This is a genomic window from Youhaiella tibetensis (assembly GCF_008000755.1).
Classification (GTDB): Bacteria; Pseudomonadota; Alphaproteobacteria; order Rhizobiales; family Devosiaceae; genus Paradevosia; species Paradevosia tibetensis.
Genome location: NZ_CP041690.1, coordinates 3060774 through 3086922, shown reverse-complemented (window position 1 = coordinate 3086922; position 26149 = coordinate 3060774). Strand labels below are relative to the sequence as shown.

Genomic DNA, 26149 nt, shown 5'->3' with positions numbered 1-26149 from the left:
GCGCCAAGGATTGCGTCAAGAATTAGGCAGTGCTGTCTTGTCTTCGTCAGAGGCCGATCCCTTAGTTGAGATTGGATGTGAAAATGAAGACAGTAATCATTCTTTCGGTCACCGCGCTCATGGCGCTTTCGTCTCAGGCATACGCCGGTGGCGGCCGTGGGCACTACAACAACAAGCCGATCCTCTCGCCCAATATTTCGGTGTCCCTGGGTGGCGTCGGCGTTCTCAACGGCAACACTGTGGCCGTTGGCAACAACAGCTCGATCCTGAGCGGCATCCTGAACGGCAATGCCAATGGCAATTCGCTGCTGAGCGGCATCGGCATCACCGGTCAGAATGGCTTGCTCAACGTCCTTCTCCAGCCGAAGAAGAAGTCCTGGTAACCCCAGCCGGACCTCCAGCCTGTACCCGCTGCTGCCCCCAGCGGGTGCCTTTCTCCTCGGCGGGAGAACCCTGAGGGACATCTCCTCCCGTCCCTCTCGCGCCAGCCCAGGCTTACCCCAGCACGGGTTGCGGCCCTGAGGCGTACCTGTCGCCTCGATCCTCCTCGTTTCATGCGGTCGGCCTTCTCTGCCGCCGTGCGAAGCGGGGAGGTTTCGTCTGTCTGGGATGATGGGGGGAGCGGATCACCTTGCGCCCATTGAACATATCAAATCCGTGGGCGTCAGCAAGATGGCCCGGCGCAAGGCTATTGTGCGCGTTGTGGCAGTGGCGGCGGGCGAAGACGGCACTATATCGGAGACGGCAAGGGAGGGGCCGATGCTCAAGCCAGTGACTTTAACCAAGCTCAACAGAATTGCCGGAATGTTCGGCTCGGATCATGCCGGGGAGCGGGCGGCGGCCGCCCTGGCGGCGCATCGCCTGGTGACCGGGCTGGGGCTGACCTGGTGGGACGTGCTGACGGGCGCCGGCCCCAGGCCCGCGCACCAGGTGGTGATGCGCGCCCATGAGATCGGCATCGATCACGCCCATGCCGCCGAGTCGCGGGTGCGGCAATTGCGGGCGGAAAACGAGGCGCTTCAGCGGGAGGTGAAGATTCTGCGCAACCGGCTCAATGATCGCGCCGCGCAGGAACGGAAAGCGCGCCAGCAGGATGATTGGCGGGAAGCCGACGCATGACGGGCCGGGAAAGCCTGACGCTATCCTGTCGGAGGAACCGGATATCGGCGAGGCAGATACCCCGTCCTTCGACGGCGTAGATGGTCTTGTGGGAAACTCCCACCCAAGGCTCACCCTGATGTTCGAACGGGACGCGCAGCTCCAGCCCCACGATCCCGCGCGGGTCGGCGAGGGCTTCGTGATAGGGGCGGTGAGCCTCCACCAGTTCGGGATTGCGGGATTCATCGAAAATCCAGCCAAAGCGCTCGAGGTCATTTCCGGGCGGCTGGAATGGCAGGCCGCGCGCGATCAGTTGGCGCGAGTGGTCTATAAGCACCAGCGGCAGTTCGGAGGTGCGGACGAAAAAGGCCAGTGACTGCAACGGCGTCGCAGTGCTTCCCCAGAGCAGGGCGCGGATGGCCTCGATGTTGTGTGGGCGCGGAATGTCGCGTCCGCTCTCCCAGCGCGAGATCTGGCTCTGGGCGACGCCAAGGGCTCGTGCGATGACTTCCTGCTTGATCCTGGCTTTGATGCGGTACGAGCGCAGCGCCACGCAGACTTCGTGCGGCTGTTGCATGCCTGTCTCCCTGGCTTGCATTTCGCCTGGGAGCGTAAGGCGGTCCTGCATGAAAATGACAGTTAACAGAGACGGTTACCGAAAGTTTATACTGGGTTAGTGTTAATCGGCCGCCCAACTCCCTACGCACAAAAACGTAGTTTATGGCTACTAGTTCGTTAAAGGCCAATCTCCATGCTGCCGGCGTGGAGCAAGTTGCGGGCAGAGCCACAGAATGTGGAAAGATGTTCCTTACGTAATTCTATCGATCCTGATCGCCCTGGTGTTGCTATCATTGCATTTCCCAGTGCAGGGCGCCGAGCTGGCGTCGGGTGCAAGGGCCACCTCGAATGTCGAATTTGGCTATACCAGCAACGGCACCGACAGCGGGATCGGCGAACCCGATTTGTTCATCCATCACGTGGAGACGCTCGAGATCGCTTCCGAAGCTGGGGCTACGGCGCTGCGCGGCAGCCTGTGGGTGGAGGAGACGCGCTTTCGCGAGCAGGAGATCGAGAACGACCAGGCTCTGGGGCTCAGCTTTGCCCTCGGCCAGCAGCTGTCGCCCGAACTGGTCCTACGCGGTTCGGTCTCGATGCTGGCGGCCAATACGGGCGATGACTGGAATCTGGCGGGGTTCTATATCGCCACGCGGACGCCTTCGCTCAGCGCCGACGCGATGGTCGAAGCGATCCTGACTCTTCAGGGCGCCGAGTTAAGCGGCAAGGTCAGCGTGGGCGGCCATCGTTACGGAGCGGCGAGTTTTCCCGGGCTGCCGCTCGATCCCTTCAAGTTGCAAGCGGACGATACGCGTTACGGCTTCGAAGTGCGGCTGCGCCAGTCGATCGGGCCGGTCATCGGCCTGGCTGCGCTGGAGGGGGAGGCGGTCGAGATCAGCCAGGGCGACCAGCAGCAGCTGGGGCGCCTGCCAGGGAGCAAGCTGCGCGGCAGTCTTGGGGTAGAGATCAAGATCGGTGGGGCTACGCTGACGGGAGAAGGCGGCGGCGTGCTCGCATGGGCCGATGGGCAGCAGCTCGTTCGCCCTTATGGCAAGTTGCGCGTCGCGGCCGCGCTCACGGATACCCTTTCGGTCGAGGCGGCCGCCGGAACGCACGTGGAGCTGGTCGATAATCTGGATGCGGCAGGCAGTTTCGATCGGCGGCTGGCGCTGGCGGTGGCCTATGCGCTGGCGCCTGGTCTGTCGGTGACGGCCAGCGCCGAGCGCACTGACCGCGTAGGGTTGCTCGATTCCGCGGTGACCTCCGGGGAGAGCGTTTTTCGGCTTGGACTTGAGCACGAGCTCTCCCGGCAGCTCTCCTACAATGTCCGGGTCAGCCGGACCCTGCATGAGGATTTTACCGAGCGCTACCGGAAGGACGAATTCGTCCTGGGCGTCACCGGATCGATCTGATCGGCAACCTTTCCGGGTGCGTCTCGTTCCTCAACCGAGGCCTCAGACGGTCAAAATGATCGGCTGGTGCGTTGAGGGCTGACGCTCCCTTGGCGATGCCTCCCGACGGGGACGCGGGACTTCGGTCTCGCGTCCTTGTTGTATCTGAAGAGTCGTGATGACGACGTTGTCAGACATTTCAATGTAAATCATTTTCTTAGAATGCAACGAAAGTAGTAATCACAATCGTGCGCATAAAATGCCACCAGGTGGAAACTTTCCGGATTTTTGTTACGTTACTGTCCATGTCTGCGAATGTCGCGCAGATGTGTAACACGGAGAGGCATTATGACACGAAATGCGATTAAGTTTGCAGGTTCGTTGCTTGTTGCTACGACCCTGTGCATAACCGGTGCTTCGGCGGCGTCGCTGCTTGGCGTTGTCGGCACCAATGGAGACAGCGGACTCGTTACTCTCAATAGCGGTGAGGCCCAGACCAATGGCGCGGTCAATGTGGGCCTGGGGGGCAGCAGCTCCAGTCCGAACAATGTGGCGAGCGTGGGGGTCGGCGGCGGCTCCAGTCCGCTTGCCAGCGCTAATGTCAGTAGCGGCGGCAGCAGCGGCCTGCTGAGCGTGGACGCCAATGTCGGCGGCCTTGCCAGCGTCGGCGTCGGCGTCGGCGTCGGCGGTGGCGGTGGTTCGGGTAATCCGGGGAACCCCGGCAACCCGGGCAATCCCGGCGGCAACGGCGGAAATGGCGGCAACGGTGGGAACGGCGGCGGCGTGCTGTTTCCCGGCGGCGGCGGTGGTGGCGGCGCCAGCGGCAGCTTCATGCTGTCCGGCAACGGCTGCTCGGCAGCATCCGGCAACCAGGTGCTGCAGCTCGTGGCAGCAAGCAAGTATTCCAACCGCATGATCAACGGCTGGTCACGTGCCACCAACGTTCAGGTCGTGCCAATCCGGGTGTGCTCGGCGGCCAAGGCGAACCTGGCGGCTGCGGCGGCCTCCAACCGGACGTTCGGGCTCATGCAGCAGGCGGTGTTGACCGACCCGCTAATCAGTACGTCGCTTATGCGCGCCAAGTCGAGCGCGGGGCGCGTGCTGGCCGTCAATCAGGCCGGCAAGACGGTGACCGTCTACGTCTACTGACGATTCCATTTGAGGATTTTCGAGGGGCGCAGGGGAGACTCTGTGCCCCTTCTTGCGCGCGCGATAATAGAAGCGGATCTGCTTCATCACCACACCACAATCTGCCTTTTCGACAGTGATCTATACGTGGTTAGCGTACGGATAAGAATTGACGACATAGCCCGTTATGCCTTAGGGTCGTGTTAGCAGTAGATCATGCTGCACGGTTCCAGGATCGGAGCCGGAATAGCCCACCAAGAACAGGGCTCATACCAATATTATTTGAGTTTCGGAATTCTGTCATAGTAGCAGCCTATGACAGCCGATGTTGCGGCGGGCGTTTTGCTGTCGTCGTCGTCTTTATTGAGTCGCGACAAGGTCGCTTTAGGACCAGTTGGCGACGATGACAGCAGCGCGCGGCATCCCATCGGGCACCCCATTTCGGGTGCTGGCCCATCGGGCGACACCAACCCCTCGGGGGTGTGGTCTTCCTCCTCCTGCCACGCCCCGGAACGCCGGTCTTCCCTTCCGGCGAAAACGGCCCGGTACGATCCCATGGATCGCACCGGGCCTAAGTCTGAGTGGGCTTGGAGGAAGTCTTGGTTCAGGCGGCGAGGGCCGCCTCGGGCGTCAGGAGGTCGTATCGCTGCACTTCGGCGACCGGCGCGCAGGTCACATGTCCGCGCCAGACGTTCAGGCCCGCGCGCAGATGAGAATCACCGGCCAGTGCTTCGTGCCAGCCGAGATTGGCAAGGCGCACCACATGGGGCAACGTCGCATTATTGAGTGCGTAGGTTGACGTACGCGCCACCGCGCCAGGCATGTTGGCCACGCAATAATGCACGATGCCGTCCACGATGTAGGTGGGGTCGGCATGGGTGGTGGCGTGCGAGGTCTCAAAGCACCCGCCCTGGTCGATCGCTACGTCGACGAGCACGGCGCCCTGTTTCATGGTCTTGAGCATGTCGCGGGTTACGAGCTTTGGCGCCGCTGCGCCAGGCACGAGCACCGCCCCGATGACGAGGTCTGCTCCGGCCACGGCTTCGGCGATGGCGGCCTTGTGCGAATAGAGGACGCGGGCGCGCACGCCGAAATGGCTCGAGAGTCGCTCGAGGGCGAGGGGACTCCGGTCGAGGATGGTGACATCGGCCTGCAGGCCCACCGCATTTTCGGCGGCATGGAAGCCGACGACGCCGCCCCCCAAGATCACGACCTTGCCCGGCTGCACGCCGGGGACGCCGCCCAGCAGCACCCCGCGTCCGCCATGGGCTTTCTCGAGCGCGGTCGCTCCTGCCTGTATCGACATGCGTCCGGCCACCTGGCTCATCGGCTTGAGCAGCGGCAGGCCCCCGCTCGCGTCGGTAACGGTCTCGTAGGCGATGGCGATGGCGCCGGACCTGACGAGGTCGCGGGTCTGGTCGGGGTCAGGGGCGAGGTGAAGGTAGGTGAAGAGGATCTGGTCGGGGCGGAGCATGGCGCGCTCGGCGGCCTGCGGCTCCTTGACCTTGACCACCATTTCGGCGGTCCCAAAGACGGCCGCGGCGTCCTTGGCGATGGTGGCGCCGGCGGCCTGGTAGTCGGCATCGGAAGCGCCGATGCCGGCGCCCGCCTGGGTTTGGACGAGCACGTTGTGGCCCTGATGGGTGAGTTCCGCGACGCTTTCGGGCGTCAGGCCCACCCTGTACTCATGGTTCTTGATTTCCTTGGGAACGCCAACGAGCATTTTCCCATCCCCCTGGTTGGTTGTTGTCCGTCACGAGCATCTGAGCAAAGGACGGAGTGAATTTCCTTGCAAAGCACTTGCCTCAAACGGCACTCTTGCAACGTCGTTCGATGGAATGACGGGGAGGCGCAAGAAAGTTGCAGCTCGATGAGATCGACCGCAAACTGCTGCGGATTTTGCAGGATGACAGCCGCAAGAGCGTGCAGGAGTTGGGGGATGCGGTCGGGCTCTCGCCATCGGCTTGCCATCGCCGCCTGAGGGCGCTCGAGGAGAGGCGGCTCATTGCCGGCTACCATGCCCTGCTCAATCCCGGAGCGCTGGGTTTTTCGATGCAGTTCTTCATCGAAGTCGGGCTGATCAGCCAGAGCGAGGCGGCGCTCGATGCGTTCGAGGCGGCCGTGCGCGACATCCCCGAAGTGCTTGAATGCCACCTTATGGCCGGCCAGTCCGACTACATCCTGCGGGTGGTATGCCGCGACCATGACGATTTCGAGCGCGTGCATCGCCGGCTGAGCGCGCGTCTGCCGGGCGTGGCGCGGATCCACTCGAACATGAGCATCCGGACGGTCAAGGCGCGGACAGGTTTGCCGATCTAGGCCGCGCGCTCCACGAGGAGGCGTGCCAGCCATTCGTGGCCGCCGGCCCGGGCAAAGTCAGCGGGCGTGCGACCATCACTGGTTGGCGCAGCGGCATCGGCGCCGAACAATATAAGCAGGGCGGTGGCGATGGTATCGCCATGCTGGGCCGTGACGTGGATCGGGCGGAAGCCGTCGGCCTGGGCGAGGTCAGGATCGGCGCCATTGCGCAGCAGGCGTTCGATGGCGGCCCTGTCGCTGACCGCGGCGGCGGCGTGGAGCGCGGCGACGCGCTGGCCGTTGGCGGCCTGGTCGTTGACGTCGTGCGTGAGTGGAAGCAGCAAATCGAAGATTTCCGACTGTCGGAAGAAGACCGCGAGCGCTAGCGGGGTGAACCCGTCCGGCGAACGGATGTTGGGTTCCCAGCCCTCACCCATCGCGGCTCGCACGCCTTCGAGGTCGCCAACGATGATGGCCTCATAGGGATCGAGCCGGGGCAGCGTGCGCCGCAGCGCGGCTACCAATTCCGAGTTGCCGAAATAGGCCGCGACCATGAGCAGGGAGGCGCCATCGGCGTTGCGGGTTGCGGCAGCTGCGGGGTCGGCGGCGATAGCGGAAACGACTTCTTCGTTGGCGCCCCGGCGGATGCTTTCGAAGAGGTCCATCGCGGGCTAGCCCGCCGCCTTGGCGTTGGCGTCGTAGGGCGCGACCAGGACCGAGCAGTAGACTACCTGGGATTTGAGCGTCCCCTGGTCGTCGAGCACGCCACCTTCGAGGCACCGGTAGACTTCCGAGCCCTTCTGGAGCACGTAGGTCGTGCTGTCGTAGCGGGCAGCCGCCACGCTCTCGGAATTGCTCGAGATGCTCTTGATCTCAAAACCCTTGTCGATGAGCTGGCGCATGGACACATCGGGTGTGCGCCGCCACTGCAGTTGCAGCGGCAGTTCCTGCGCCAGGGCAGGCAAGGCGATGGTGGCAGCGAGGGTGAAACCCAGTAATATCCTGCTAGACATCGGGGAACGCTAGCATTCCGCCGATTGGCTGTCGACGGGCTCCGCCCTGCTCTTTGGCATGAGGGCGGCCACCGCGAGCGAGGAGGAGGACGTGATGATCCTTGAGCGTTTTCGACTGGATGGCCAGGTGGCTCTCGTCACCGGCGGTTCGCGCGGTATCGGGCTGGCCATCGCCCACGCGTTGGGCGAGGCGGGTGCGCGCCTGATCCTGAGTTCCAGGACGCCCCGGCCCGATGCGGTCTACGGGCTCGAGGCAAAAGGCTACGAGGTCCACTACATCCAGGCCGATCTGGGCAATTCCGCCGACGCGGCGCGGCTGGTCGAAAAGGCGGCGGCGGTTGCTGGGCGCATCGACATCCTGGTCAACAATGCCGGCATCTCACGGCACGGGGCGACCGAAACCTTCGCCGACACCGACTACGATGCGGTGATGACCATCAACGTGGATTCGATGTTCAAGGCCTGCCGGGCGGCGATACCGCTTATGCGCGGGCAGGGCGGCGGAGTCATCCTCAATATCGGCTCGATCTCGGGCCTCGTCTCGAACATTCCCCAGCAGCAGGTGGCCTACAACACCTCCAAGGGCGCCGTTCACATGATGACGCGCAGCCTCGCCAGCGATCTCGCCCCGGACAACATCCGCGTCAACGCCATCGCGCCCGGCTATATCACCACCGACATGACCAATGGCGGTCTGGCCAACCCCGATTGGGCGCCGACCTGGATGCAGATGACCCCGATGGGCCGGCCGGGCTCGGCCGAGGAGGTGGCGACGGCGGCGCTGTTCCTGTGCTCGCCGGCGGCGAGTTATGTGACCGGCGAGGTGCTGGTTGTGGATGGCGGCTATACCGCGCGCTAGATTGCGCCCGCCGATTCCGAGAGCGAGGCCAGCGTGAGCGCATTCGAAGGGTTTCCGCCCGAAACGTTCCAGTTTCTCAGGGGCATTGCCGAGCACAACGACAAGACTTGGTTCGAGGCGAACCGGGCGCTCTATCAGACCGGGTTCGTCGATGCCGGGGCCGCGGCGGTAGCCGCGCTCGGTCCGCGCCTGCGCGAAATTTCGCCGGCCGTGCAGTTCGCGCCCAAGACCAACGGGTCGCTCTCGCGCATCTATCGCGATGTCCGCTTCTCCAAGGACAAGCGCCCCTACAAGAACCATCTCGACCTGTGGTTCTGGCACGGGGAAAAGCGAAGCTGGGATTGCCCCGGCTTCTGGTTCTCGCTGACGGCGGACCGGCTCTATGTGGGCGGCGGCATGTACCGGTTCAACAAGGAGGAACTGGACGCCTATCGCCAGTCGGTCATCCATCCGCGATCAGGCAAGGCGCTGGTGGCGGCGGTGGAGGGCGTCAGGGAGGCGGGGCCTTACGAGATCGGGGAGAAAACGCGCAAGCTCATGCCGCGCGGGTTCGACTCCGATCCCGACCGGCGCGAATATCTGCTCTATGAAGGCCTCACGACCATGATCGAGTTGCCCGTGGAGGCAGCACGAAGCGCCGATCTCGTCGACATCTGCATGCAGCACTACCGGGCTACCTGGCCGGTGACCAAATGGCTGCTCGACGAGGTGGTCTGAGGGGCGCGACGCCGCCGCCGCAGAGCCAGGGTCCACGATGGTTCCACCCAGGTGGAGAGGTGCCATAGCCCCGGGTTTTCGCGCCACGAAGCTCCGCGATACTAGCGCGCCAACCCTTCGGCGATCAGCCAGGCGGCGCCTTCCAGGATGCGGTCGTTATCGTCCAGTTCGAGCACCAGGCGCGGATCGGCTTCCGAGCGCGCGAGTGCGGCGAAGAAGGCGCGCCAGTTGAGGGTGCCGGCGCCCGGCGGCCAGTGGCGATCGGCATAGCCGTCGGCATCCTGGATGTGGACATGGGCGAGGTGGCGCCCGGCGGCCGAGACGTAGTAGTCGACCGGCGGGGCGCCGGTGCTGCCATGGGCGTAGTAGGCGTGGCCAGCGTCGATCGAAACGCCGACGGCGGACGATTCGAAGGACTGCGCCAGCAGCACGCGGGCGGAGGGATCCTTGTCCTCGATATTCTCGATCACCAGCGTGCAGCCGATATTCTCGGCGCGGCGCACGGCGTCGGCCATGGTGAGGTGGCAGTGTTCGAGCAGTTCCTCGCGGCCGGTCGCGGTCTTGTCGAGGTTGTTGTAGCCCCAGGTCGTATAGGGGCTGTGGACGACCATATGGGTGGCGCCGAGCAGTTCGCAGGCGTCGAGCCCCTGCCAGAGCCGGCGCTTGACGACGTCGCGGATCAGCGGATCGCGGGCGTTTAGCGGCAGGTTGTAGAACGGCCCGTGGATGCCGAGCCGGCCCTTGTAGCCATCGAGGCGCGCCAGGGCGTCCCTGCAGAAGCCCTCCAGGTCGCCATCGAGGATTTCCGGGAAAATGAAATCCTGGATCTCCAGATCGCGCTGGCCCTCTATGAGCCAGTCGCGATGGCGTTCGAGGTCGGGCAGGTAGAGCGCGGCGCCGATGGTGGGCAGGTTCTGTGTCACTTCGGAAAAGTCCCAAAACAATGAGCTGATCGAGCAATAGGAACTGGATGTGACAGGGCAATAACGCCCGTGGCAAGGGGCCTGGTGGGGGCGCGGCGTTTCAGAGATTGAAGGGGAGGGCGGCTTGGCCTACATAGGCCGCCAGCTTTCCGATTTGTCGCGATTATCAAGAGGCACGCGCTTTATGGCCCGCCAATTCATCTACCACATGCACGGCATGTCCAAGGCTTACGCCGGTGGCAAGAAGGTTCTCGATAACATCCATCTCTCGTTTTACCCCGATGCCAAGATCGGCGTGCTGGGTCCGAACGGTTCGGGTAAGTCGACCCTGCTCAAGATCATGGCCGGCATCGACACCGATTTCACGGGTGAGGCCTGGGTGGCGCAGGGCGCCAAGGTCGGCTACCTCGCCCAGGAGCCCGATCTCGACCCGGACCTGAACGTGATGGGCAACGTCATGACCGGCGTCAAAGAGAAGAAGGACATCCTCGACCGTTACAACGAGTTGATGATGAACTACTCGGACGAGACGGCCGACGAAGCCACCAAGCTCCAGGACAAGATCGACGCCGAGAACCTCTGGGACCTCGAATCCCAGGTGCAGATGGCCATGGATGCGCTCGGCTGCCCGCCGGCCGACGCCGACGTCACCAAGCTCTCGGGCGGCGAGCGCCGCCGCGTGGCGCTCTGCGCCCTGCTGCTCTCCAAACCCGACCTGCTGCTGCTGGACGAACCGACCAACCACCTGGACGCCGAGACCACCGCGTGGCTGGAAAAGCACCTGCGCGAATTCGAAGGCGCGGTGCTGATCATCACCCACGACCGCTACTTCCTCGACAACGTCACCGGCTGGATCCTCGAGCTCGACCGTGGTCGCGGCGTGCCGTACGAGGGCAACTACTCGGCCTACCTCGAAGCCAAGGCCAAGCGCTTCGCACAGGAAAAGAGCGAAGACGCCGCGCGCGCGAAAGTGCTCGAGCGCGAAAAGGAATGGCTGGGCCAGTCTCCGCAGGCGCGCCAGTCCAAGTCCAAGGCGCGTATCAAGGCCTATGACGAACTGGTCAAGATCAACGAGGCGCGCACCCAGTCCCAGACCGCCCAGATCATCATTCCGCCAGGCGAGCGGCTGGGCCACAACGTCATCGATATCGAGGGGCTCTCCAAGTCCTACGGCGATCGCCTGCTCATCGACAACCTCACCTTCAAGCTGCCGCCGGGCGGCATCGTGGGCGTCATCGGGCCGAACGGCGCCGGCAAGACCACGCTCTTCCGCATGCTGACCGGCCAGGAGACCCCGGATTCGGGCACGATCACCGTGGCCGAGAACGTGCACCTGGGCTATGTCGACCAGAGCCGCGACGCGCTCAACCCGAACAAGACCGTGTGGGAAGAAATCTCCGGCGGCGACGAAGTGCTGTTGCTGGGCAAGCGCGAGATGAACAGCCGCGCCTACACCTCGGCCTTCAACTTCAAGGGCACCGACCAGCAGCAGAAGGTCGGCAACCTCTCGGGCGGGCAGCGCAACCGCGTGCACCTGGCCAAGATGCTCAAGTCCGGCGCCAACGTCCTGCTCCTCGACGAGCCGACCAACGATCTCGACACCGAAACGCTGGCGGCGCTCGAAGAGGCGCTGGAAGAATTCGCCGGTTGCGCCGTCATCATCAGCCACGATCGTATGTTCCTCGACCGCCTGGCCACCCACATGCTCGCCTTCGAGGGCGATAGCCATGTCGAGTGGTTCGAAGGCAACTTCCAGGACTACGAGGCCGACAAGATCCGGCGTCTCGGGGCGGACGCGGTGAACCCGAAGCGGGTCACCTACAAGCCGCTGACGCGTTGATCTTCATGAGGCCGGGCGAAAGTCCGGCCTCTTCGTTTCCAACGGAGTGTTCCCCATGAAAGACTGGTCCCCCTCGCTTTACCGGCGCTTCGAGGATGAGCGTACGCGGCCGGCGCGCGACCTGCTGGCGCAGGTCGATGTCGAGGCGCCGCAGGTGGTGGTCGACATGGGGTGTGGGCCGGGCAATTCGACCGAGTTGCTGGTCGAGCGGTTCCCCGGGGCGCAGGTGGTGGGGCTCGATACCTCGCCCAATATGCTGGCCGAAGCGCGCGAGCGCGTGCCGGGCGCGCGGTTCGACGTGGCGGACGCCAATACCTGGGTGCCCGAGGCGGGGACCGGTGTGGTGTTCGCCAATGCGATCTACCAATGGGTGCCGGGGCACATGGCGGCGCTGACGCGGGTGCTGGGGGCACTCGAGCCGGGCGCGGCGCTGGCCGTGCAGATGCCGGACAACATCAACGAGCCCTCGCATGCCGCGATGCGCCAGGTGGCGGCGGAAGGGCCGTGGGCCGAGCGGCTCAAGGACGCGGCGCGGGCGGCGTTGCCGCCGGTGCGGGCCTATTACGAGGCCTTAGCACCTTATGCCGAGCGGCTCGATATCTGGCATACGATCTACAACCACGTGCTCGCCGATGCCGATGCGGTGGTCGAATGGGTCAAGAGCACGGGGCTGCGCCCGTTCATCGATCCGCTGGAGGAGAAGGAACGGGCCGAGTTCCTAGCTCGTTATCGGGCCAGGATCGTCGACGCCTATCCGCCGGTGGCCGGCGGCAAGGTGCTGTTGCGGTTCCCGCGCCTTTTCATCGTGGCGCGGCGCTGAACCGAGGGCGACAGGCCGGCGGGTGCCGTGATAGGCAACGCGAATACGATTCCCGCGTGTTGGAGATGAAAGATGGCGACTCCGTTTGAGGTTCGTCTGGATGGGGCCACTTTTTCCGGCGAGGCCGACGGCTTCGGGCTGCCGGTGGTGTTCCTGCATGCCGACGTGGCCGACAAGCGCATGTGGGCCGAGCAGATGGAAGTGCTGGCCGATGCGGGCTTCCACGTCATTTCCTATGACCGGCGCGGGTTCGGCGAGACCACATCGCCCGACGTGCCGTTCAACCATCTCGACGACCTCGAGGCGATCCTCGACCAGTTGAGCATCCACGCCGCCGTCTTCGTGGGCGCTTCGATGGGTGGGGCGCTGGCCATCGATTTCGCCATCGAGAATCCCGAGCGCACCGTGGGGCTGGTGCTGGTTGGCACCGGGCTTTCAGGCGCAGCCGAGGCGGAACTGCCCGAAGAGGCGGAGATGATCTACGACGCGCTCCATTACGCCGAGGACAGGGGCAACACCGCCTCGGTCAACAAGATGATGGCCCATCTCTGGCTGGATGGGCCGCTCAGCCCCAACGGGCGCGTGGATGGCCCGGCGCGCGAGCTGTTCCTGGACATGAACGGGAAGGCCCTGAGCAAGCAGGGCAGCCTCACCCAGGAAGAGGACCGCGATCCGGCCGAAGATGCGGTCGGCGCCATCGAGGCCCCGACGCTGCTCGTCGTGGGAGAACTCGATTTTCCCCATATCCTCGAGCGTCACAGCGACCTCTCGGAGGAAATGGAAAACTCGTTCGCGGTGGTGCTGGAGGACAGCGCCCACCTGCCGAGCCTGGAAAAGCCCGAGCTCTTCAATCCGCTGCTGCTGGAATTCCTGGACGCCGTGGCCGGGCACAGCGACGTGGGCGACGAGGAGGAGGACGACGAAGAGGAGTGATCCTCTCCGTCGGCACCAATCGGGCTAGAGCGCGATCACGTCGGCGAATTGCTCGTCGAGCTTGTTGCGCGGAATGTTGGTCAGATCCTTGGGCAACTCGGCCATGATGGCGGCGCGGGTTGCCGGCGAGAGGGCCTTGCGCAGGTCGCCCAGGGCGGTCGGCGCGGCGGCGATGATCAGCCGCTTGAAGGCGTGCTCGGCGTGCTTCTCTTCGAGCATGGCGGCGACCTTGCGGGCGAACTCGCTTTCCCGGTGCTCGACCGGGTCGGTGCGCGGTTCGATGGCGCTGCGGCCGTGCCCCACGGAGGAGAAGCTGCGGCCCTGGCGATCGGACATGATCTCGGAGGTCTTGAGCGCCTCCTCCTCGAGACGCAGGCCGTCCATGGCGACGAGCCCCTTGCCGGGACCCGAGTTTTCGAACACGCGGGCCTGTGTTCCGTCGGCGATCACGATCCAGGTCACAACCGGTTTCATCGGCTTACTCCTCTAGTTGCAGATGAGGGAACGCACTGGCTTGGAAATGGTTGGAATGCATCACGGATTCCAGTCCACCTGATCACAAACTCTGATTGGCCGCCCGGGGTGGCCGCTGCTAGACAGTGTCACAGAGACTTGTCGGAAGAACAATATGGCTTCGCAAGACGGCGCGACCGCGGATCGGGCGCCGGCAAAGGGACTTGTGACGATCGCCGATACCCGTGGCGGCGTCATGGCGGCAATCGCAACCTATGGTTCGTGGGGCGTCCTGCCGCTGCTGTTCCACCAGCTTTCGCCCGTCGATCCGGTGCTGGTTGTGGCGCATCGGACGGTCTGGTCACTGATCTTCGTTTCGGTACTGCTGGGCGTGGGCAACCGCTTCGCCGAAGTGCGGGCTGTGCTGGCCGATCCGCGCAGCCTGCGCACCATGTTCATCTCGGCACTGCTGCTGGGCTGCAACTGGCTGCTCTATGTCTGGGCGGTGCAGAGCGGGCGGGTGCTCGAGGCGAGCCTGGGCTATTTCATCAACCCGCTGGTCAACGTCGCCATAGGCATCGTGCTGCTGGGCGAAAAGCAGAACCGCTGGCAGGTGGTGGCCATCGTCATCGCGGTGGTTGCGATCGCCATCCAGGGGGTGGCGCTGGGCACGCTGCCGCTGGTTTCGCTCGGGCTGGCGCTGACCTTCGGGTTCTATGGCTATTTCCGCAAGACGGTGTCGGCGCCCTCCGCCATCGGGCTGTTCGTGGAAACGCTGCTGCTCACGCCCTTCGCTCTGGGCTTCATCGCCTATAGCTGGCACGCGCAGGGGATCGGGGCGCTGGCCGATCCTTACCTGCTGGTGCTGGTGATCAGCACGGGGCCGGCCACGGCCATTCCGCTGCTGTTCTTCGCCTACGCCGTGCGGCAGTTGCGGATGACGACGATCGGCATGTTCCAGTACATCTCGCCGTCGCTGCAGTTCCTATTGGGCGTCCTGGCCTTCGGCGAGCACCTGAGCCCGGTGGGCCTGCTCAGCTTCGCGCTGATCTGGGTGTCGCTGGTGATCTTCACCGTCGATGGGCTGCGCCGCCGGCCGGCGGTTCCCGCCTGAGGGCAATCCCTTGTGAGCCTGGCGGATGATGGCGGCGATCTTCTCGAAGGTCGCCGCGAACGGGGTCGCCTCGCGCCAGACAAGGGAAAGCAGGCGGCCGGCGCCTGGGGAGGCGAGGGGGCGGATGGCGATGCGCGGGTCAATGGCCTCCTTGCGCAGCGCGATTTCGGGCAACAACGTGATGCCCTGGCCGTTGGCCACGAACTCGACGATGGTCGAGAGCGAGGTGGCCGCGAACGTGCGCGCGGAAGGATCGGCTTCGAGCGAACAGGCGGCGATGGCCTGGTCGCGCAGGCAGTGGCCCTCATCGAGCAGCAGGATGCGCTCGGCCGGGAGGCTGGCGAGCGGCACCGGGCCCTCGGGCGCTTCGTTGCGCGCCGAGGCGAGCACGAAGGGATCGGGGAAGAGCGGGGCGATGGTCAGCCGCGGGCCGCCAGGCGGCGGTTCGCTGGCGATGAGCGCCAGGTCGAGCTGGCCTTCGGCCAGGGCCTTGAGCAGCGTTTCGGTGCGACTTTCGCTGGCGCGGAAAATGAGGTCCGGAAGCTGCGCCTGGAGGGCCGGGAATATGTCGGGCAGCAGATAGGGCGCGACGGTGGGGATAAGTCCGAACCGAATCGGCCCGGAGGGTTGGCCGGCATGGCCCTGGGCGAAGGACACCAGGTCGTCGGAGGCCTCGAGCACCTTGCGGGCGCGTTCGACGAATTCGGCCCCGAGCGGGGTAGGGCGCACGGTCCGGCCCTGGCGGTCGAAAAGGGCGGCGCCGCAGAACTCCTCGATGAGCTGGATCTGCTGGGAAAGCGCCGGCTGGGTGACGCGGCAGCGTTCGGCGGCACGCCCGAAATGGCCGGTTTCGGCAAGGACCAGAGCATAGCGCATCTGCTTGAGGGTGAGGCTCATGATAAGTTCATATTATCATGATCCATAGGCTTATCAATTTGTCTAATTAGCCCCGTCGGCGTAAGATGCGCCCCGTTGAGAATCTACCCAAGAGAGTTACAGCCATGGTCGATCGTCCCCGCATGACGACGAGTGCCGGCGCGCCGGTTTCCGACAACCAGAATTCGGAGACGGCTGGTCCGCGCGGCCCGGTATTGATGCAGGACTATCAGCTCCTCGAGAAGCTGGCCCATCAGAACCGCGAGCGCATTCCTGAGCGCGTGGTGCACGCCAAGGGTTGGGGCGCCTTCGGGACCCTGACCATCACCAACGACATCTCCAAGTACACCCGCGCCAAGCTCTTCCAGGGCCTGGGCAAGAAGACGGACCTGCTGATCCGCTTCTCGACCGTGGCCGGCGAGATGGGTGCGGCCGACGCCGAGCGCGACGTGCGCGGCTTCGCCATCAAGTTCTATACCGAGGAAGGCAACTGGGACCTGGTGGGGAACAACACCCCGGTGTTCTTCGTGCGCGATCCGCTCAAGTTCCCCGACTTCATCCACACCCAGAAGCGCCATCCCAAGACCAACCTGCGCTCCAAGACCGCGATGTGGGATTTCTGGAGCCAGTCGCCGGAAAGCCTGCACCAGGTCACGACGCTGTTCTCGGACCGCGGCCTGCCGGTGGCGCCGATGTATATGAACGGGTACGGCTCGCACACCTATTCGTTCTGGAACGATGATGGCGAGCGCTTCTGGGTGAAGTTCCACTTCAAGACCCAGCAGGGCCACAAGCACTACACCAATGCCGAGGCCGAGAAGATCATCGGCGAGAGCCGCGAATCCTACCAGGAAGAGCTCTTCGGCACGATCGATCGCGGCGAGTTCCCGCGCTGGACCATGCAGGTCCAGATCATGCCGGAAACCGATGCCGACAAGCATTGGTACAACCCGTTCGACCTCACCAAGGTGTGGCCGCATGCGGATTACCCGGTGATCGAGGTGGGCGTGGTCGAGCTCAACCGCAACGCCGACAACTATTTCGCCGAGATCGAGCAGGCGGCGTTCTCGCCGTCCAACAAGGTGCCCGGCATCGGTTACTCGCCCGACAAGATGCTGCAGGCGCGCGTGTTCTCTTATGCCGACGCCCACCGCTATCGCCTGGGCACGCATTACGAGGCGCTGCCGGTCAACGCGCCCAAGGTTGCGGTCCATCACTACCACAAGGATGGGGCGATGCGCTTCTTCGCCAACAATCCGAACCCGGACGCCTATTACGAGCCCAACAGCTTCGGCGGTCCGGTCGAGGACAAGTCGGTCAAGGAGCCGCCGCTCAAGATCTCGGGCGATGCCGACCGGTATAACCACCGCGACGGCAACGACGACTATCGCCAGCCGCGGGACCTCTACAACCTGTTCGACGCCGGCCAGAAGGCACGGCTCTATTCGAACCTGGCCGCGGCCATGGATGGGGTTCCCGACGAGATCATCGACCGCCAGCTCGCCCATTTCGATCTCATCGCCAAGGAGTATGGCGACGGCATCCGCGCTGCCCGCGCGGCGCTCAAGACCGGCAAGCCGGCAGACGCGATTTCGGACGGTGAATCCGCCGCCGCCGAGTAAGGCGACCAACCGGTACGAATCTCCAGGACCCGGCCCTAGTGGCCGGGTTCTTCGTTTTGGTTAACGGTTTGCTCCGCATCGGCGGCGGGGTGCGAGGGCATGGCTCGGGGTGCGGGGACAAGTGTGCGCCCGAGAGGCGCAGACTACCGGGGGCAAGGCGGCGCGGAGAGGCAGTTTTCCACACAACCAATCGTTAAAATTTGAATCAAATTCCGCCTTCTCACTTTAGCCGGTTGCGAGTGCGCGGTGGCAAAGTCTTCCAAATCGGCGGATCGACCCCGCGCGGAGGGACTAAATGCAAGAGATCGAAGAAGGTACGAAGGCATTCTCGACCTTCCGCGTGCTGAACGGGGACGCCAACGTCATGGAGCGGGAGCAGTTGTTCCGCAACATGGCCCAGCTCTTCTCCTTCGTTTCGGACCGGTGCGACGACGAACAGGTCATCCAGTATGACGAGGTGCTCTGCCAACTCGCCGAACTGGTGGAAGTGGAAGCGCGGGCTCACGTGGCCAAGCTGCTGGCTCCGCTCGACCGGGCGCCGGGCACGGTGGTGGTCAAGCTGGCCAATGACGTGATCGAGGTGGCCAAGCCGCTGCTCGAGTTCTCGAGCGTGCTTTCGGATGACGACCTCATCGATATCGTGGCCAACCAGAGCGAGGACCATCGCGTGGCGGTCGCCAGCCGTCATGCGGTTGCCGAGCGGGTGAGCGACGCCATCACCGAGCATGGCGACAAGGTTTCGATCTCGCGTCTGGTGCGCAACACCAAGGCCGAGCTGGGTCAGTATGCCATCGAGCGCCTGGTGGCGCTGGCGGCCAAGGACGGCGATATCGCCGACGACCTGCGCAATCGCCCCGACATCGACTGGGGTTCGCTGCGCAACGAGATCGACAACGCCGCAAACAAGGTGCTCGACGAGATCGGGCAGGCCTCGGTCGATCCGGTCACGGCCGGCAAGATCAATTCGGTCGTCTACAACCGCATGCGCAACCGCGCCGGCTTCAACAGCCAGGAGTGGAAGGTTGCCTATAACCAGGTGAAGGCGCTGGCCGACCGCAAGCAGCTGGACGAGCGCGCGCTCATCCGCTTCGCCCGCTTCGGCTACGGCCACCATTGCGCCGCCGCGCTCACGGTGATGCTGCGCGTGGGGCCGGAAGTGCTGGTCAAGTGGCTGGCCATGCAGGACTACGTGGCCATCACGGTGGCGCTGCGTGCCGCCGGGCTCTCGCCGGATCTCTTCGAGGCGGTGGTGGCGACCATGCCCTGGCGCGACCTGCCCACGGAGGCCGACAAGGTCAATGTGCGGGCTCGCTTCGAAGCGCTGAGCGCCGAGGAAGCCGCCGGGATTTTCGAGCTCTGGCGCGCCCACGCCTTCCGCAAGCGCGGGGCCTATGGCGACGTCATGGGTTACGCCTGAGGCGCTAGCCCCCGCTAGCCAACGACGCTAATCCACAGTCACGCACTGTCCACGAGGTTGTCACCAAGCATTCACGAGCAGGCCAAAGGATCGGCGCAGGGCGGCAGTCCTGCCGCCTCGTCCAACCACCCACTCGAGGATTTGCATCGTGATGACCTCTCCCCGTTCATTGATGACCACGGTGGCAGCCGCTGCGCTGTTCGTTTCCGCTTCACCCGCAGCGTTCGCCGAGGACGCCGCCAAGCCGGCGGACTATGTCCGCGCCGCCCAGGGCGACCTGGCCCAGCCGGGCGGGGCCCGCCGCCTGGCGGGCGATGCCACGGCCGAACTCAAGGCCGCGATCCAGGACGGGGAGGTGCGCAACGTCATCCTGCTGATCGGGGACGGGATGGGCGATTCCGAAATCACCATCGCCCGCAACTATGCGGAAGGAGCCGGCGGGTTCTTCAAGGGCATCGATGCCCTGCCGATTACCGGCCAGTACACGCACTACGCGCTCGACAAGGAGAGCGGCAAGCCGAACTACGTGACCGATTCCGCGGCTTCGGGCACGGCCTGGTCGAGCGGCGTGAAGACCTATAACGGCGCGATCGGCGTCGATGTGAAGGGCCAGCCGGTGCCCACGCTCATCGAACTGGCCAAGGCGGCGGGCCTGGCGACAGGCGACGTCTCGACCGCCGAGGTGCAGGACGCGACCCCGGCGGTGTTGCTGGCCCATGTGATCGACCGGGGCTGCTATGGCCCGGTGGCGACGGCCGAGAAATGTGCGGCCAACGCGCTGGAGAACGGCGGCGCCGGTTCGATCAGCGAGCAATTGCTCAATACCCGCGCCGACCTGGTGCTGGGCGGCGGCGCCAAGACGTTCGAGGAAGTGGCGGCGGCCGGCGACTGGAAGGGCAAGACGCTGCTCGATCAGGCCAGGGAGCGCGGGTTCGTGGTGGTTTCCAACCTCGACGAACTCAACGGCGTCAAGGCAGTCTCCCAGGAGGCGCCGGTGCTCGGCCTCTTCGCGCCGGGCAACATGCCGGTGCGCTGGATGGGCCCGGCGGCGACCCATCACGGCAATATCGACCAGCCGGCGGTGACCTGCGAAGTCAATGCCGAGCGTACGGCCGACATTCCGACGCTCAAGGACATGACCGCCAAGGCCATCGATCTGCTCAAGGGCAATGAGAAGGGTTTCTTCCTGCAGGTGGAAGGCGCTTCGATCGACAAGCAGGACCACGCCGCCAATGCCTGCGGGCAGATCGGGGAAACGGTCGATCTCGACGAGGCCGTGCAGGTGGCTCTCGATTTCGCCAGGGCCGACGGCAAGACGCTGGTGATCGTGACTGCGGACCATGCCCATTCCAGCCAGATCGTGGGCAACGGCACCAAGGCCCCGGGGCTCACCCAGGCGCTCAACACCAAGGACGGCGCGGTGATGACGATCAGCTACGGGAACTCGGAAAGCAGCTCGCAGGGCCATACCGGCGCGCAGCTGCGCGTGGGCGCATTCGGGCCCCATGCCGCCAACTTCGCCGGGCTGACCGACCAGACGGACATGTTCTACACGATCCGCGATGCGCTCAAGCTCGGCACGAACTGAGTAATCGCAGGTGGGGCGGGCGCAAGCCTGCCCCATCGCGTCGGGCAATCCCGTCGAAGTCCCTAGACCGGCTCGCTTGAAACATATAAAGATATCTTTATATGACGCGCGAGGTGCGGATTGTCGGAACTGGATTCATTGGTCGGAGTGCTCAAGGCCGCCGGGGAGGTAACCCGGTTGCGGCTGCTGGCCCTGCTGGCCGAAGGCGAGCTTTCGGTCAAGGACCTTACCGAAATCCTGGGGCAGAGCCAACCGCGGGTGTCCCGCCATCTCAAGCTGCTGGCCGATGCGGGCCTGGTGGCGCGCAACGCCGAGGGTGCCTGGGCCTATTACGCGCTGGCCGACGAGGGCGCGGCGGCGGAACTGGCGCGCTGGCTGGTGGCGCATTTCGACGAAGCGGACCCCGATCGCGTCCGCGACCGGGCGCGGCTCGACTGGGTGCGCCAGGCCCAGCAGGAGCAGGCCGCTTCCTACTTCGCCAAGATCGCCGACAGCTGGGACGCGCAGCGGAACCTGCACGTGCCGGAATCGGCTGTTGAATCGGCAATTCTCCTGGCACTCGGCAGCCGCAGGGTGGACCTGCTGGTCGATCTGGGCACGGGCACCGGGCGCATGCTCGAATTGCTGGCCGGGCACTACCGGCGCGGCATCGGGGTGGATTCGAGCCGCGAGATGATCGCCATCGCGCGCGCCAAGCTCGTGGCCGCCGGCATCAACCATGCGCAGGTGCGGCTGGGCGATATCGCCAATCTCGATCCGGCGATCGGGCAGGCCGACATCATCATCATCCATCAGGTGCTGCATTATTTCGACGATCCGGGCCGGATGCTGGCCTCGGCGCGCTCGGCGCTCAAGCCGGGCGGCGAGTTGCTGATCGTGGATTTCGCGCCCCATGAACTCGAATTCCTGCGCACGCACCACGCCCATCGGCGCCTCGGCCTTTCCGAAGCGCAGATGGCCGGGTGGGCGCGCGGCATCGGAATGAAGGTCGATGCCCTCAAGACCTTCCCCAACCAGACAGACGAAGAAGGACTGACGGTTTGCCTGTGGCGGCTGACGGTCGAACACCAGACGGAGACAGCATGAACATCCACGCCCAACAGGCCCGGCCCAGCCGGCACCTTTCGGACATCGAGTCCAAGCTGCAGGTTTCCTTCGAATTCTTCCCTCCCAAGAACGACGTGATGGAAGAAAAGTTCTGGGATTCGATCGACAAGCTTGCCCCGCTCGGGCCGCGCTTCGTGTCGGTGACCTATGGCGCCGGTGGCGGCACGCGCGAGCGCACGCTGCGCATGGTGTCCGAGGTCAAGTCGCGAACGGGCGTGGACGCGGCGGCGCACCTGACCTGTGTCGGCGCCTCGCGCGCGGAAGTCGATGCGGTGGTCCAGGGCTACAAGGACGCCGGCATTTCGCGCATCGTCGCCCTGCGCGGCGACCCGCCGGAGGGCGTGGGTGCGCCGTTCGTTGCGCATCCGGAAGGCTATCGCAGCGCGGCCGAGCTGGTGGAGGGCATCCGCAGGATCGGCGACTTCGACATTTCCGTCGCCGCCTATCCCGAAAAGCACCCGCAGAGCCCGGACTGGCAGACCGATATCGACAATCTCAAGCGCAAGCTGGATGCCGGCGCCTCCCGCGCCATTACCCAGATGTTCTTCGATAACACCGATTACCTGCGCTATGTCGAGCGTGTGCGGGCGGCCGGGATTACGGCGCCGATCGTGCCGGGCATCCAGCCGATCCACTCGTTCAAGCAGATTTCGGGCTTCGCCGCCCGCTGCGGCGCCTCAATGCCCGATTGGGTGGCCAAGCGCTTCGAGGGGCTGGAAGACGATCCTGAAACCCACGCGCTGATGGCCTCGGCCGTGGCGGCCGAGCAGGTGATCGAACTGCTCGACGAGGGCGTGACCGAGTTCCACTTCTTCACCCTCAACCGCTCCAATTTCGTGCTGGCGCTGGCCCGGTTGCTCGGGCGCCGGCCGGGGTAGGGGTAACGCTGGGGGCAGCGCGGACGGATGCTGTGGCTCACCCCCACCCTCAATCCCTCCCCACAAGGGGGAGGGAGGCGTTGGGGTGCGGCCGAGCCATAAGAATTGAGATCGAGCCGGCAGGTCTCCCTCGCCCTTGTGGGGAGGGAACAAGGGTGGGGGTGGCCGCTTCAAATGCGATGCCGGCAGGCATGAGACCGGTTCCCTCTCCCGCGCGGGGAGAGGGTTCGTTCACGCTCCCGGGGGCCACTGCCAGAGGCGGAGCGGCGGGGGGCGGTGGTGGAGGGGCAGGGCTTCGTACTCTGCCTGGGTCATGCCGAAGATGCAGCGGTAGCCGTCGCTGGTGATGGCGTAGCTGCCCGGTTCGTCAGCGACACGCGCCGCCAGGCCCAGGGCGCAGAGGCGCTCGAGGGCCGGGCGGCCGAAACCGAGGACGGTTCCGGCGCCCGGGTCGAGGCTCTCGACCTGCGCCAGCCGCCCGAGGGCGGTGCGCTCGAAGGCGTCGAGCTTGCGGGCGGTCACGGCACGAGCGGGGGCAGGGCCGCCTCCAGGCGCTGGCGATCCGACATCGAGCGCAGCCGCACCGTCATCGAACTGGTGGCGATGGGCGTCTGCAGGGGCAGGTTGTAGTCGAGATCGGGCAGGGCGTCGCCGATCCAGGAGCGGAAGCGCTTGATCTTGTGCGGGCCCACGATGGGCACGGCCAGGCGATACTTGAAGGTCATCACTTCCTCTTCTGGCTGGCGAGTTCGGCGATGGAGGTCGCGGCGGCGACCTTCTTCTTTTCCTGCTTCGGTTTTTTCTTTTCGCGGTTGTTCCTGGCCATAGTAATTCCTTTCGCGCACCGGAATTTCTTCGGTCGCGTTGAGACAGGTCGAGCCGTGGCTCAAATTGAGCGCAAGGCGTCATGATGATAGGAAATGAGTTTGTCCTGGCCCGATTCTTGCCCGATGGGCAGGTAATCGAACCAGGCTAGCGGCTAATCTGGGAGCGCTTCGTTCTCATGGCCATATGATTGGACAATAAGTTGTTTCCGTCAAGGCCGTGGGAAGAGGAGGAATTGGCCACGCGCCGGCTTGCGCGGTCGGCACGGTGTCGGGCACCCTAGCAATCTCAATTCCGCAAGGCCCTCCAGCGGTCAAGAAACAAGACAAGAGGAACACCCGTTGAAACTCGAAACCCTCGCGCTCCATCACGGCTATACGCCTGATCCGACAACGCATTCGGCCGCCGTGCCGATCTACCAGACGACGTCCTACACGTTCGATGACACCCAGCACGGCGCCGACCTCTTCGACCTCAAGGTCGCAGGCAACATCTATACCCGCATCATGAACCCGACCACTGCGGTGCTCGAGCAGCGCGTCGCCGAAATGGAAGGCGGCATCGGCGGACTGGCGGTCGCCTCGGGCATGGCCGCCATCACCTATTCCATCCAGGCCATTGCCGGGGTGGGCGACAACATCGTCTCGATCAGCCAGCTCTATGGCGGCACGTATAACCTGTTCATGCACACGTTCCCGCGCCAGGGGCTCGAGGTGCGCATGGCGGCGGCCGACGATTTCGAGGGCATCGAAAAGCTCATCGACGGACGCACAAAGGCGGTGTTCTGCGAATCCATCGGCAACCCGGCGGGTAACGTGGTCGATATCGCGCGTCTCGCCGAGATCGCCCACAAGCACGGCGTGCCGCTGATCGTGGACAACACGGTGGCCACGCCCTATCTCTGCCGGCCGTTCGATTTCGGCGCCGACATCGTCGTGCACGCGCTCACCAAGTATATCGGCGGGCACGGCAATTCGATCGGCGGCATCATCATCGATTCCGGCAAGTTCGACTGGGTGAAGAACAAAGAGCGCTTCCCGCTCCTCAACGAACCCGACCCCTCCTATCACGGCGTCGTCTATACCGAGGCGCTCGGGCCGGCCGCCTATATCGGCCGCTGCCGCGTGGTGCCGCTGCGCAATACCGGCGCGGCGCTCTCCCCGCACAGTTCGTTCCTGTTCCTGATGGGGCTGGAAACGCTCGGCCTGCGCATGGAGCGCCATTGCGAGAATGCGCTGGCGGTCGCCAAGCACCTCGAGGCGCATCCCAAGGTCAAGTGGGTCAACTACGCGGCGCTGCCCTCCAGCAAGTACAACGCCACGGCCAGGAAGATCACCAAGGGCCATGCGTCCGGCATCATCAGCTTCGGCATCGAGGGCGGGCGCGAGGCGGGCGGGCGCTTCATCGACGGGCTGCAGATGATCCTGCGGCTGGTCAATATCGGGGACGCCAAGTCGCTGGCCTGCCATCCGGCCACGACCACGCACCGCCAGCTCAATCCGGAAGAACTGGCCCGTGCCGGCGTCTCGGAAGACCTGGTGCGCATCTCGGTAGGCATCGAGCATATCGACGACATCATCGCCGATATCGACCAGGCACTGGCGAAGGCCTGACGAAAGGCGCATAGAGCGGAGCGCGGCCATGCTGCGCTCCCTCGAGCCGTTCAGGTTCGTTCAGGTGCCGTTCATGTGGACTGAGCCAGTCTGGCCGTCGATGGCAACACAAAATGGCCATCAAAGTCGGCTCCCCTGCGGGTGAGGGGAGGAGAACGAGGACGAGACCATGAAGCTGAATTCGCGCGTGACCTGGGGGCTGGCCTGGGCTGGGTTGGCCCTGGTGATTGCGGTGCCTTCCGCGGACATGGTGGCCTCGCAGTTTTCCTCCAGCCAGGCAATGGTGATCGACGAGCCCGTGAGCAAGGCGCCCAAGGCGGCTGCCGGCCAGGTGGCGCTCGTCGCGCCCGTGCCCGCGCCGCGCCCGGCGGGCCGCGACCAGGCAGTCGCCGCGGTCAAGCCGCAGCCGCCCGTCGCCGCGCCGGTCAAGACCGATGTGGCCGCCAACGCGAACGATCCGGTGGACCGGTTCGTCTCGGCCGGCAAGAAGTTGCCATCCTACATTACCGGGGGCGACGACACCTTGGCCCAGGCCCCGGCCAAGCCGGACGTCGTGCAGCAGCCCGCTGCGCCCACCCAGGTTGCCTCGACGGCATCGGACAAGCCCGTTACCTGGGGCGAATCCAAGTGGGGCGTCACGGGCGGCAAGGACCCGGTCGGCACGCTCGGGGCGGACGCCGCCAAGTCGAACCCCGCGGCGGTTGCCCCGGTTGAGACCGTGACCAATGTCGCCTCGATCCAGCCCACCGAACTGGTGGCCCCGGTGCCGATGCCCGCTTCGATGCGGCCCAAGTCGGTAGCGGTGAAGCGTCCGGCGCCGGCGGCGGTGGACCCCACCACCGTGGCGAGCTTTGACAATTCCGACCGGGTGACGGCCCGCGATCTGCAGGATTGGGAATCCGGCCCGCTCTCGGACTTCCTTGCCAAGCGCGCCCAGGGCCGCCGCATCGCCCAGCAGCCGCAGCGACTTCCGCAGTACGACCCGCAGGCGGATGGCGATTTCATTGAATACGATGCCGCCCCGCAATATCTCGGGCCGGTAGAGAACGGCTCGTTCTTCATCTGGAACTAGCCCAATGCC

26 protein-coding genes and 1 pseudogene are annotated in these 26149 nt (G+C 64.9%); 18 read left to right on the top strand and 9 right to left on the bottom strand.

Annotated elements, in window-relative coordinates; genetic code table 11:
* Nucleotides 1–83: 83 nt before the first annotated feature.
* Together FNA67_RS15125 and FNA67_RS15120 are read left to right on the top strand one after the other, a co-directional pair.
* On the top strand, nt 84–383 hold the full coding sequence (locus FNA67_RS15125; protein ID WP_147656671.1) for a hypothetical protein: 300 nt from the start codon (nt 84–86) through the stop codon (nt 381–383).
* Between the two features lie 289 nt (nt 384–672).
* Nucleotides 673–1119 carry a hypothetical protein gene (locus FNA67_RS15120; RefSeq protein WP_145976766.1) on the top strand — a complete coding sequence of 149 codons (447 nt, stop codon included), beginning with the start codon at nt 673–675 and terminating at the stop codon, nt 1117–1119.
* Here the strand turns inward: FNA67_RS15120 and FNA67_RS15115 are convergent.
* Nucleotides 1052–1675 carry a helix-turn-helix domain-containing protein gene (locus FNA67_RS15115; RefSeq protein WP_170267328.1) on the bottom strand — a complete coding sequence of 208 codons (624 nt, stop codon included), beginning with the start codon at nt 1673–1675 and terminating at the stop codon, nt 1052–1054. The two genes, FNA67_RS15120 and FNA67_RS15115, sit on opposite strands and share 68 nt — an antisense overlap.
* Before the next feature lie 274 nt (nt 1676–1949).
* On the opposite strand from FNA67_RS15115, the gene FNA67_RS15110 reads away from it, so the two are divergent.
* Both FNA67_RS15110 and FNA67_RS21970 read left to right on the top strand, forming a co-directional pair.
* Nucleotides 1950–3065 carry a hypothetical protein gene (locus FNA67_RS15110; RefSeq protein ID WP_147656669.1) on the top strand — a complete coding sequence of 372 codons (1116 nt, stop codon included), beginning with the start codon at nt 1950–1952 and terminating at the stop codon, nt 3063–3065.
* A gap of 327 nt (nt 3066–3392) precedes the next feature.
* The gene (locus FNA67_RS21970) at nt 3393–4193 is read left to right on the top strand and encodes a hypothetical protein (RefSeq protein WP_170267327.1); all 801 of its coding nucleotides are present in this window, start codon (nt 3393–3395) and stop codon (nt 4191–4193) included.
* A gap of 583 nt (nt 4194–4776) precedes the next feature.
* Here the strand turns inward: FNA67_RS21970 and ald are convergent.
* The gene (gene ald, locus FNA67_RS15095) at nt 4777–5895 is read right to left on the bottom strand and encodes an alanine dehydrogenase (RefSeq protein ID WP_147656665.1); all 1119 of its coding nucleotides are present in this window, start codon (nt 5893–5895) and stop codon (nt 4777–4779) included.
* Between the two features lie 137 nt (nt 5896–6032).
* On the opposite strand from ald, the gene FNA67_RS15090 reads away from it, so the two are divergent.
* Nucleotides 6033–6491: an Lrp/AsnC family transcriptional regulator gene (locus FNA67_RS15090; RefSeq protein WP_049705935.1), complete on the top strand. Its 459-nt coding sequence runs from the start codon at nt 6033–6035 to the stop codon at nt 6489–6491.
* On the opposite strand, the gene FNA67_RS15085 is transcribed toward FNA67_RS15090, so the two are convergent.
* Nucleotides 6488–7135 carry an ankyrin repeat domain-containing protein gene (locus tag FNA67_RS15085; RefSeq protein ID WP_147656663.1) on the bottom strand — a complete coding sequence of 216 codons (648 nt, stop codon included), beginning with the start codon at nt 7133–7135 and terminating at the stop codon, nt 6488–6490. The genes FNA67_RS15090 and FNA67_RS15085 overlap by 4 nt on opposite strands.
* A 6-nt stretch (nt 7136–7141) precedes the next feature.
* Nucleotides 7142–7483: a hypothetical protein gene (locus FNA67_RS15080; RefSeq protein ID WP_147656661.1), complete on the bottom strand. Its 342-nt coding sequence runs from the start codon at nt 7481–7483 to the stop codon at nt 7142–7144.
* A gap of 94 nt (nt 7484–7577) precedes the next feature.
* On the opposite strand from FNA67_RS15080, the gene FNA67_RS15075 reads away from it, so the two are divergent.
* Together FNA67_RS15075 and FNA67_RS15070 are read left to right on the top strand one after the other, a co-directional pair.
* Entirely contained in the window at nt 7578–8342 is a 765-nt protein-coding gene (locus FNA67_RS15075; protein ID WP_147656659.1) for an SDR family NAD(P)-dependent oxidoreductase, read from the top strand.
* A 33-nt stretch (nt 8343–8375) separates the two neighbouring features.
* Complete coding sequence (locus FNA67_RS15070) at nt 8376–9059, top strand: DUF2461 domain-containing protein (protein ID WP_170267326.1); 684 nt, start codon at nt 8376–8378, stop codon at nt 9057–9059.
* A gap of 101 nt (nt 9060–9160) precedes the next feature.
* On the opposite strand, the gene FNA67_RS15065 is transcribed toward FNA67_RS15070, so the two are convergent.
* Nucleotides 9161–9982 (bottom strand): sugar phosphate isomerase/epimerase family protein, encoded by an 822-nt coding sequence (locus FNA67_RS15065; RefSeq protein ID WP_147656655.1) that lies wholly within the window; start codon nt 9980–9982, stop codon nt 9161–9163.
* Nucleotides 9983–10166: 184 nt separating this feature from the next.
* Between FNA67_RS15065 and ettA the strand changes: the two genes are divergently transcribed.
* The 3 genes from ettA to FNA67_RS15050 all read left to right on the top strand — a co-directional run bounded on the left by ettA (nt 10167) and on the right by FNA67_RS15050 (nt 13575).
* Nucleotides 10167–11822, top strand: coding sequence for an energy-dependent translational throttle protein EttA (ettA, locus tag FNA67_RS15060; RefSeq protein ID WP_049705930.1), 1656 nt, complete (start codon nt 10167–10169; stop codon nt 11820–11822).
* A gap of 55 nt (nt 11823–11877) precedes the next feature.
* On the top strand, nt 11878–12642 hold the full coding sequence (gene tam / locus FNA67_RS15055; protein WP_147656653.1) for a trans-aconitate 2-methyltransferase: 765 nt from the start codon (nt 11878–11880) through the stop codon (nt 12640–12642).
* A gap of 72 nt (nt 12643–12714) precedes the next feature.
* Complete coding sequence (locus tag FNA67_RS15050; RefSeq protein WP_049705928.1) at nt 12715–13575, top strand: alpha/beta fold hydrolase; 861 nt, start codon at nt 12715–12717, stop codon at nt 13573–13575.
* A gap of 24 nt (nt 13576–13599) precedes the next feature.
* Here FNA67_RS15050 and FNA67_RS15045 read toward each other — a convergent pair whose 3' ends face one another.
* On the bottom strand, nt 13600–14049 hold the full coding sequence (locus tag FNA67_RS15045; protein WP_049705927.1) for a host attachment protein: 450 nt from the start codon (nt 14047–14049) through the stop codon (nt 13600–13602).
* A 154-nt stretch (nt 14050–14203) separates the two neighbouring features.
* Between FNA67_RS15045 and rarD the strand changes: the two are divergent.
* Nucleotides 14204–14968: pseudogene (rarD, locus tag FNA67_RS22330) on the top strand (EamA family transporter RarD); the annotation flags it as partial.
* Between the two features lie 45 nt (nt 14969–15013).
* On the opposite strand, the gene FNA67_RS15035 reads toward rarD, so the two are convergent.
* Nucleotides 15014–16039, bottom strand: coding sequence for a hydrogen peroxide-inducible genes activator (locus FNA67_RS15035; protein WP_082202174.1), 1026 nt, complete (start codon nt 16037–16039; stop codon nt 15014–15016).
* A gap of 104 nt (nt 16040–16143) precedes the next feature.
* On the opposite strand from FNA67_RS15035, the gene FNA67_RS15030 reads away from it, so the two are divergent.
* The 5 genes from FNA67_RS15030 to metF all read left to right on the top strand — a co-directional run bounded on the left by FNA67_RS15030 (nt 16144) and on the right by metF (nt 22630).
* Nucleotides 16144–17640: a catalase gene (locus tag FNA67_RS15030; RefSeq protein ID WP_049705924.1), complete on the top strand. Its 1497-nt coding sequence runs from the start codon at nt 16144–16146 to the stop codon at nt 17638–17640.
* 295 nt (nt 17641–17935) lie between these two features.
* Complete coding sequence (locus FNA67_RS15025; protein ID WP_049705923.1) at nt 17936–19057, top strand: DUF2336 domain-containing protein; 1122 nt, start codon at nt 17936–17938, stop codon at nt 19055–19057.
* 151 nt (nt 19058–19208) lie between these two features.
* Nucleotides 19209–20645, top strand: coding sequence for an alkaline phosphatase (gene phoA, locus FNA67_RS15020; RefSeq protein ID WP_210246388.1), 1437 nt, complete (start codon nt 19209–19211; stop codon nt 20643–20645).
* Between the two features lie 120 nt (nt 20646–20765).
* Complete coding sequence (locus tag FNA67_RS15015) at nt 20766–21731, top strand: ArsR/SmtB family transcription factor (RefSeq protein WP_147656649.1); 966 nt, start codon at nt 20766–20768, stop codon at nt 21729–21731.
* A complete protein-coding gene (gene metF, locus FNA67_RS15010; RefSeq protein WP_147656647.1) occupies nt 21728–22630 on the top strand; it encodes a methylenetetrahydrofolate reductase [NAD(P)H] in 903 nt (300 codons plus the stop codon). Before FNA67_RS15015 ends, metF begins: the two co-directional genes overlap by 4 nt.
* Before the next feature lie 231 nt (nt 22631–22861).
* On the opposite strand, the gene FNA67_RS15005 is transcribed toward metF, so the two are convergent.
* Both FNA67_RS15005 and FNA67_RS15000 read right to left on the bottom strand, forming a co-directional pair.
* Nucleotides 22862–23152 (bottom strand): hypothetical protein, encoded by a 291-nt coding sequence (locus FNA67_RS15005; RefSeq protein ID WP_147656645.1) that lies wholly within the window; start codon nt 23150–23152, stop codon nt 22862–22864.
* Complete coding sequence (locus FNA67_RS15000; RefSeq protein ID WP_049705919.1) at nt 23149–23355, bottom strand: hypothetical protein; 207 nt, start codon at nt 23353–23355, stop codon at nt 23149–23151. Before FNA67_RS15000 ends, FNA67_RS15005 begins: the two co-directional genes overlap by 4 nt.
* Before the next feature lie 441 nt (nt 23356–23796).
* Here FNA67_RS15000 and FNA67_RS14995 point away from each other — a divergent pair, with 441 nt between their 5' ends.
* Nucleotides 23797–25068 carry an O-acetylhomoserine aminocarboxypropyltransferase/cysteine synthase family protein gene (locus tag FNA67_RS14995; protein WP_147656643.1) on the top strand — a complete coding sequence of 424 codons (1272 nt, stop codon included), beginning with the start codon at nt 23797–23799 and terminating at the stop codon, nt 25066–25068.
* A 169-nt stretch (nt 25069–25237) separates the two neighbouring features.
* Nucleotides 25238–26140, top strand: coding sequence for a hypothetical protein (locus FNA67_RS14990; RefSeq protein WP_147656641.1), 903 nt, complete (start codon nt 25238–25240; stop codon nt 26138–26140).
* Nucleotides 26141–26149: the final 9 nt, after the last annotated feature.

Coding starts and splice junctions, on each gene's coding strand:
- FNA67_RS15050 (WP_049705928.1), top strand. CDS start 12,715: ATGGCGACTCCGTTTGAGGTTCGTCTGGATGGGGCCACTTTTTCCGGC.
- metF (WP_147656647.1), top strand. CDS start 21,728: ATGAACATCCACGCCCAACAGGCCCGGCCCAGCCGGCACCTTTCGGAC.
- tam (WP_147656653.1), top strand. CDS start 11,878: ATGAAAGACTGGTCCCCCTCGCTTTACCGGCGCTTCGAGGATGAGCGT.
- FNA67_RS15120 (WP_145976766.1), top strand. CDS start 673: ATGGCCCGGCGCAAGGCTATTGTGCGCGTTGTGGCAGTGGCGGCGGGC.
- FNA67_RS15045 (WP_049705927.1), bottom strand. CDS start 14,049: ATGAAACCGGTTGTGACCTGGATCGTGATCGCCGACGGAACACAGGCC.
- FNA67_RS15035 (WP_082202174.1), bottom strand. CDS start 16,039: ATGAGCCTCACCCTCAAGCAGATGCGCTATGCTCTGGTCCTTGCCGAA.
- FNA67_RS15125 (WP_147656671.1), top strand. CDS start 84: ATGAAGACAGTAATCATTCTTTCGGTCACCGCGCTCATGGCGCTTTCG.
- FNA67_RS15080 (WP_147656661.1), bottom strand. CDS start 7,483: ATGTCTAGCAGGATATTACTGGGTTTCACCCTCGCTGCCACCATCGCC.
- FNA67_RS15025 (WP_049705923.1), top strand. CDS start 17,936: ATGCAAGAGATCGAAGAAGGTACGAAGGCATTCTCGACCTTCCGCGTG.
- FNA67_RS15000 (WP_049705919.1), bottom strand. CDS start 23,355: ATGACCTTCAAGTATCGCCTGGCCGTGCCCATCGTGGGCCCGCACAAG.
- FNA67_RS21970 (WP_170267327.1), top strand. CDS start 3,393: ATGACACGAAATGCGATTAAGTTTGCAGGTTCGTTGCTTGTTGCTACG.
- FNA67_RS14990 (WP_147656641.1), top strand. CDS start 25,238: ATGAAGCTGAATTCGCGCGTGACCTGGGGGCTGGCCTGGGCTGGGTTG.
- ald (WP_147656665.1), bottom strand. CDS start 5,895: ATGCTCGTTGGCGTTCCCAAGGAAATCAAGAACCATGAGTACAGGGTG.
- FNA67_RS15085 (WP_147656663.1), bottom strand. CDS start 7,135: ATGGACCTCTTCGAAAGCATCCGCCGGGGCGCCAACGAAGAAGTCGTT.
- FNA67_RS15115 (WP_170267328.1), bottom strand. CDS start 1,675: ATGCAACAGCCGCACGAAGTCTGCGTGGCGCTGCGCTCGTACCGCATC.
- FNA67_RS15030 (WP_049705924.1), top strand. CDS start 16,144: ATGGTCGATCGTCCCCGCATGACGACGAGTGCCGGCGCGCCGGTTTCC.
- phoA (WP_210246388.1), top strand. CDS start 19,209: ATGACCTCTCCCCGTTCATTGATGACCACGGTGGCAGCCGCTGCGCTG.
- ettA (WP_049705930.1), top strand. CDS start 10,167: ATGGCCCGCCAATTCATCTACCACATGCACGGCATGTCCAAGGCTTAC.
- FNA67_RS15075 (WP_147656659.1), top strand. CDS start 7,578: ATGATCCTTGAGCGTTTTCGACTGGATGGCCAGGTGGCTCTCGTCACC.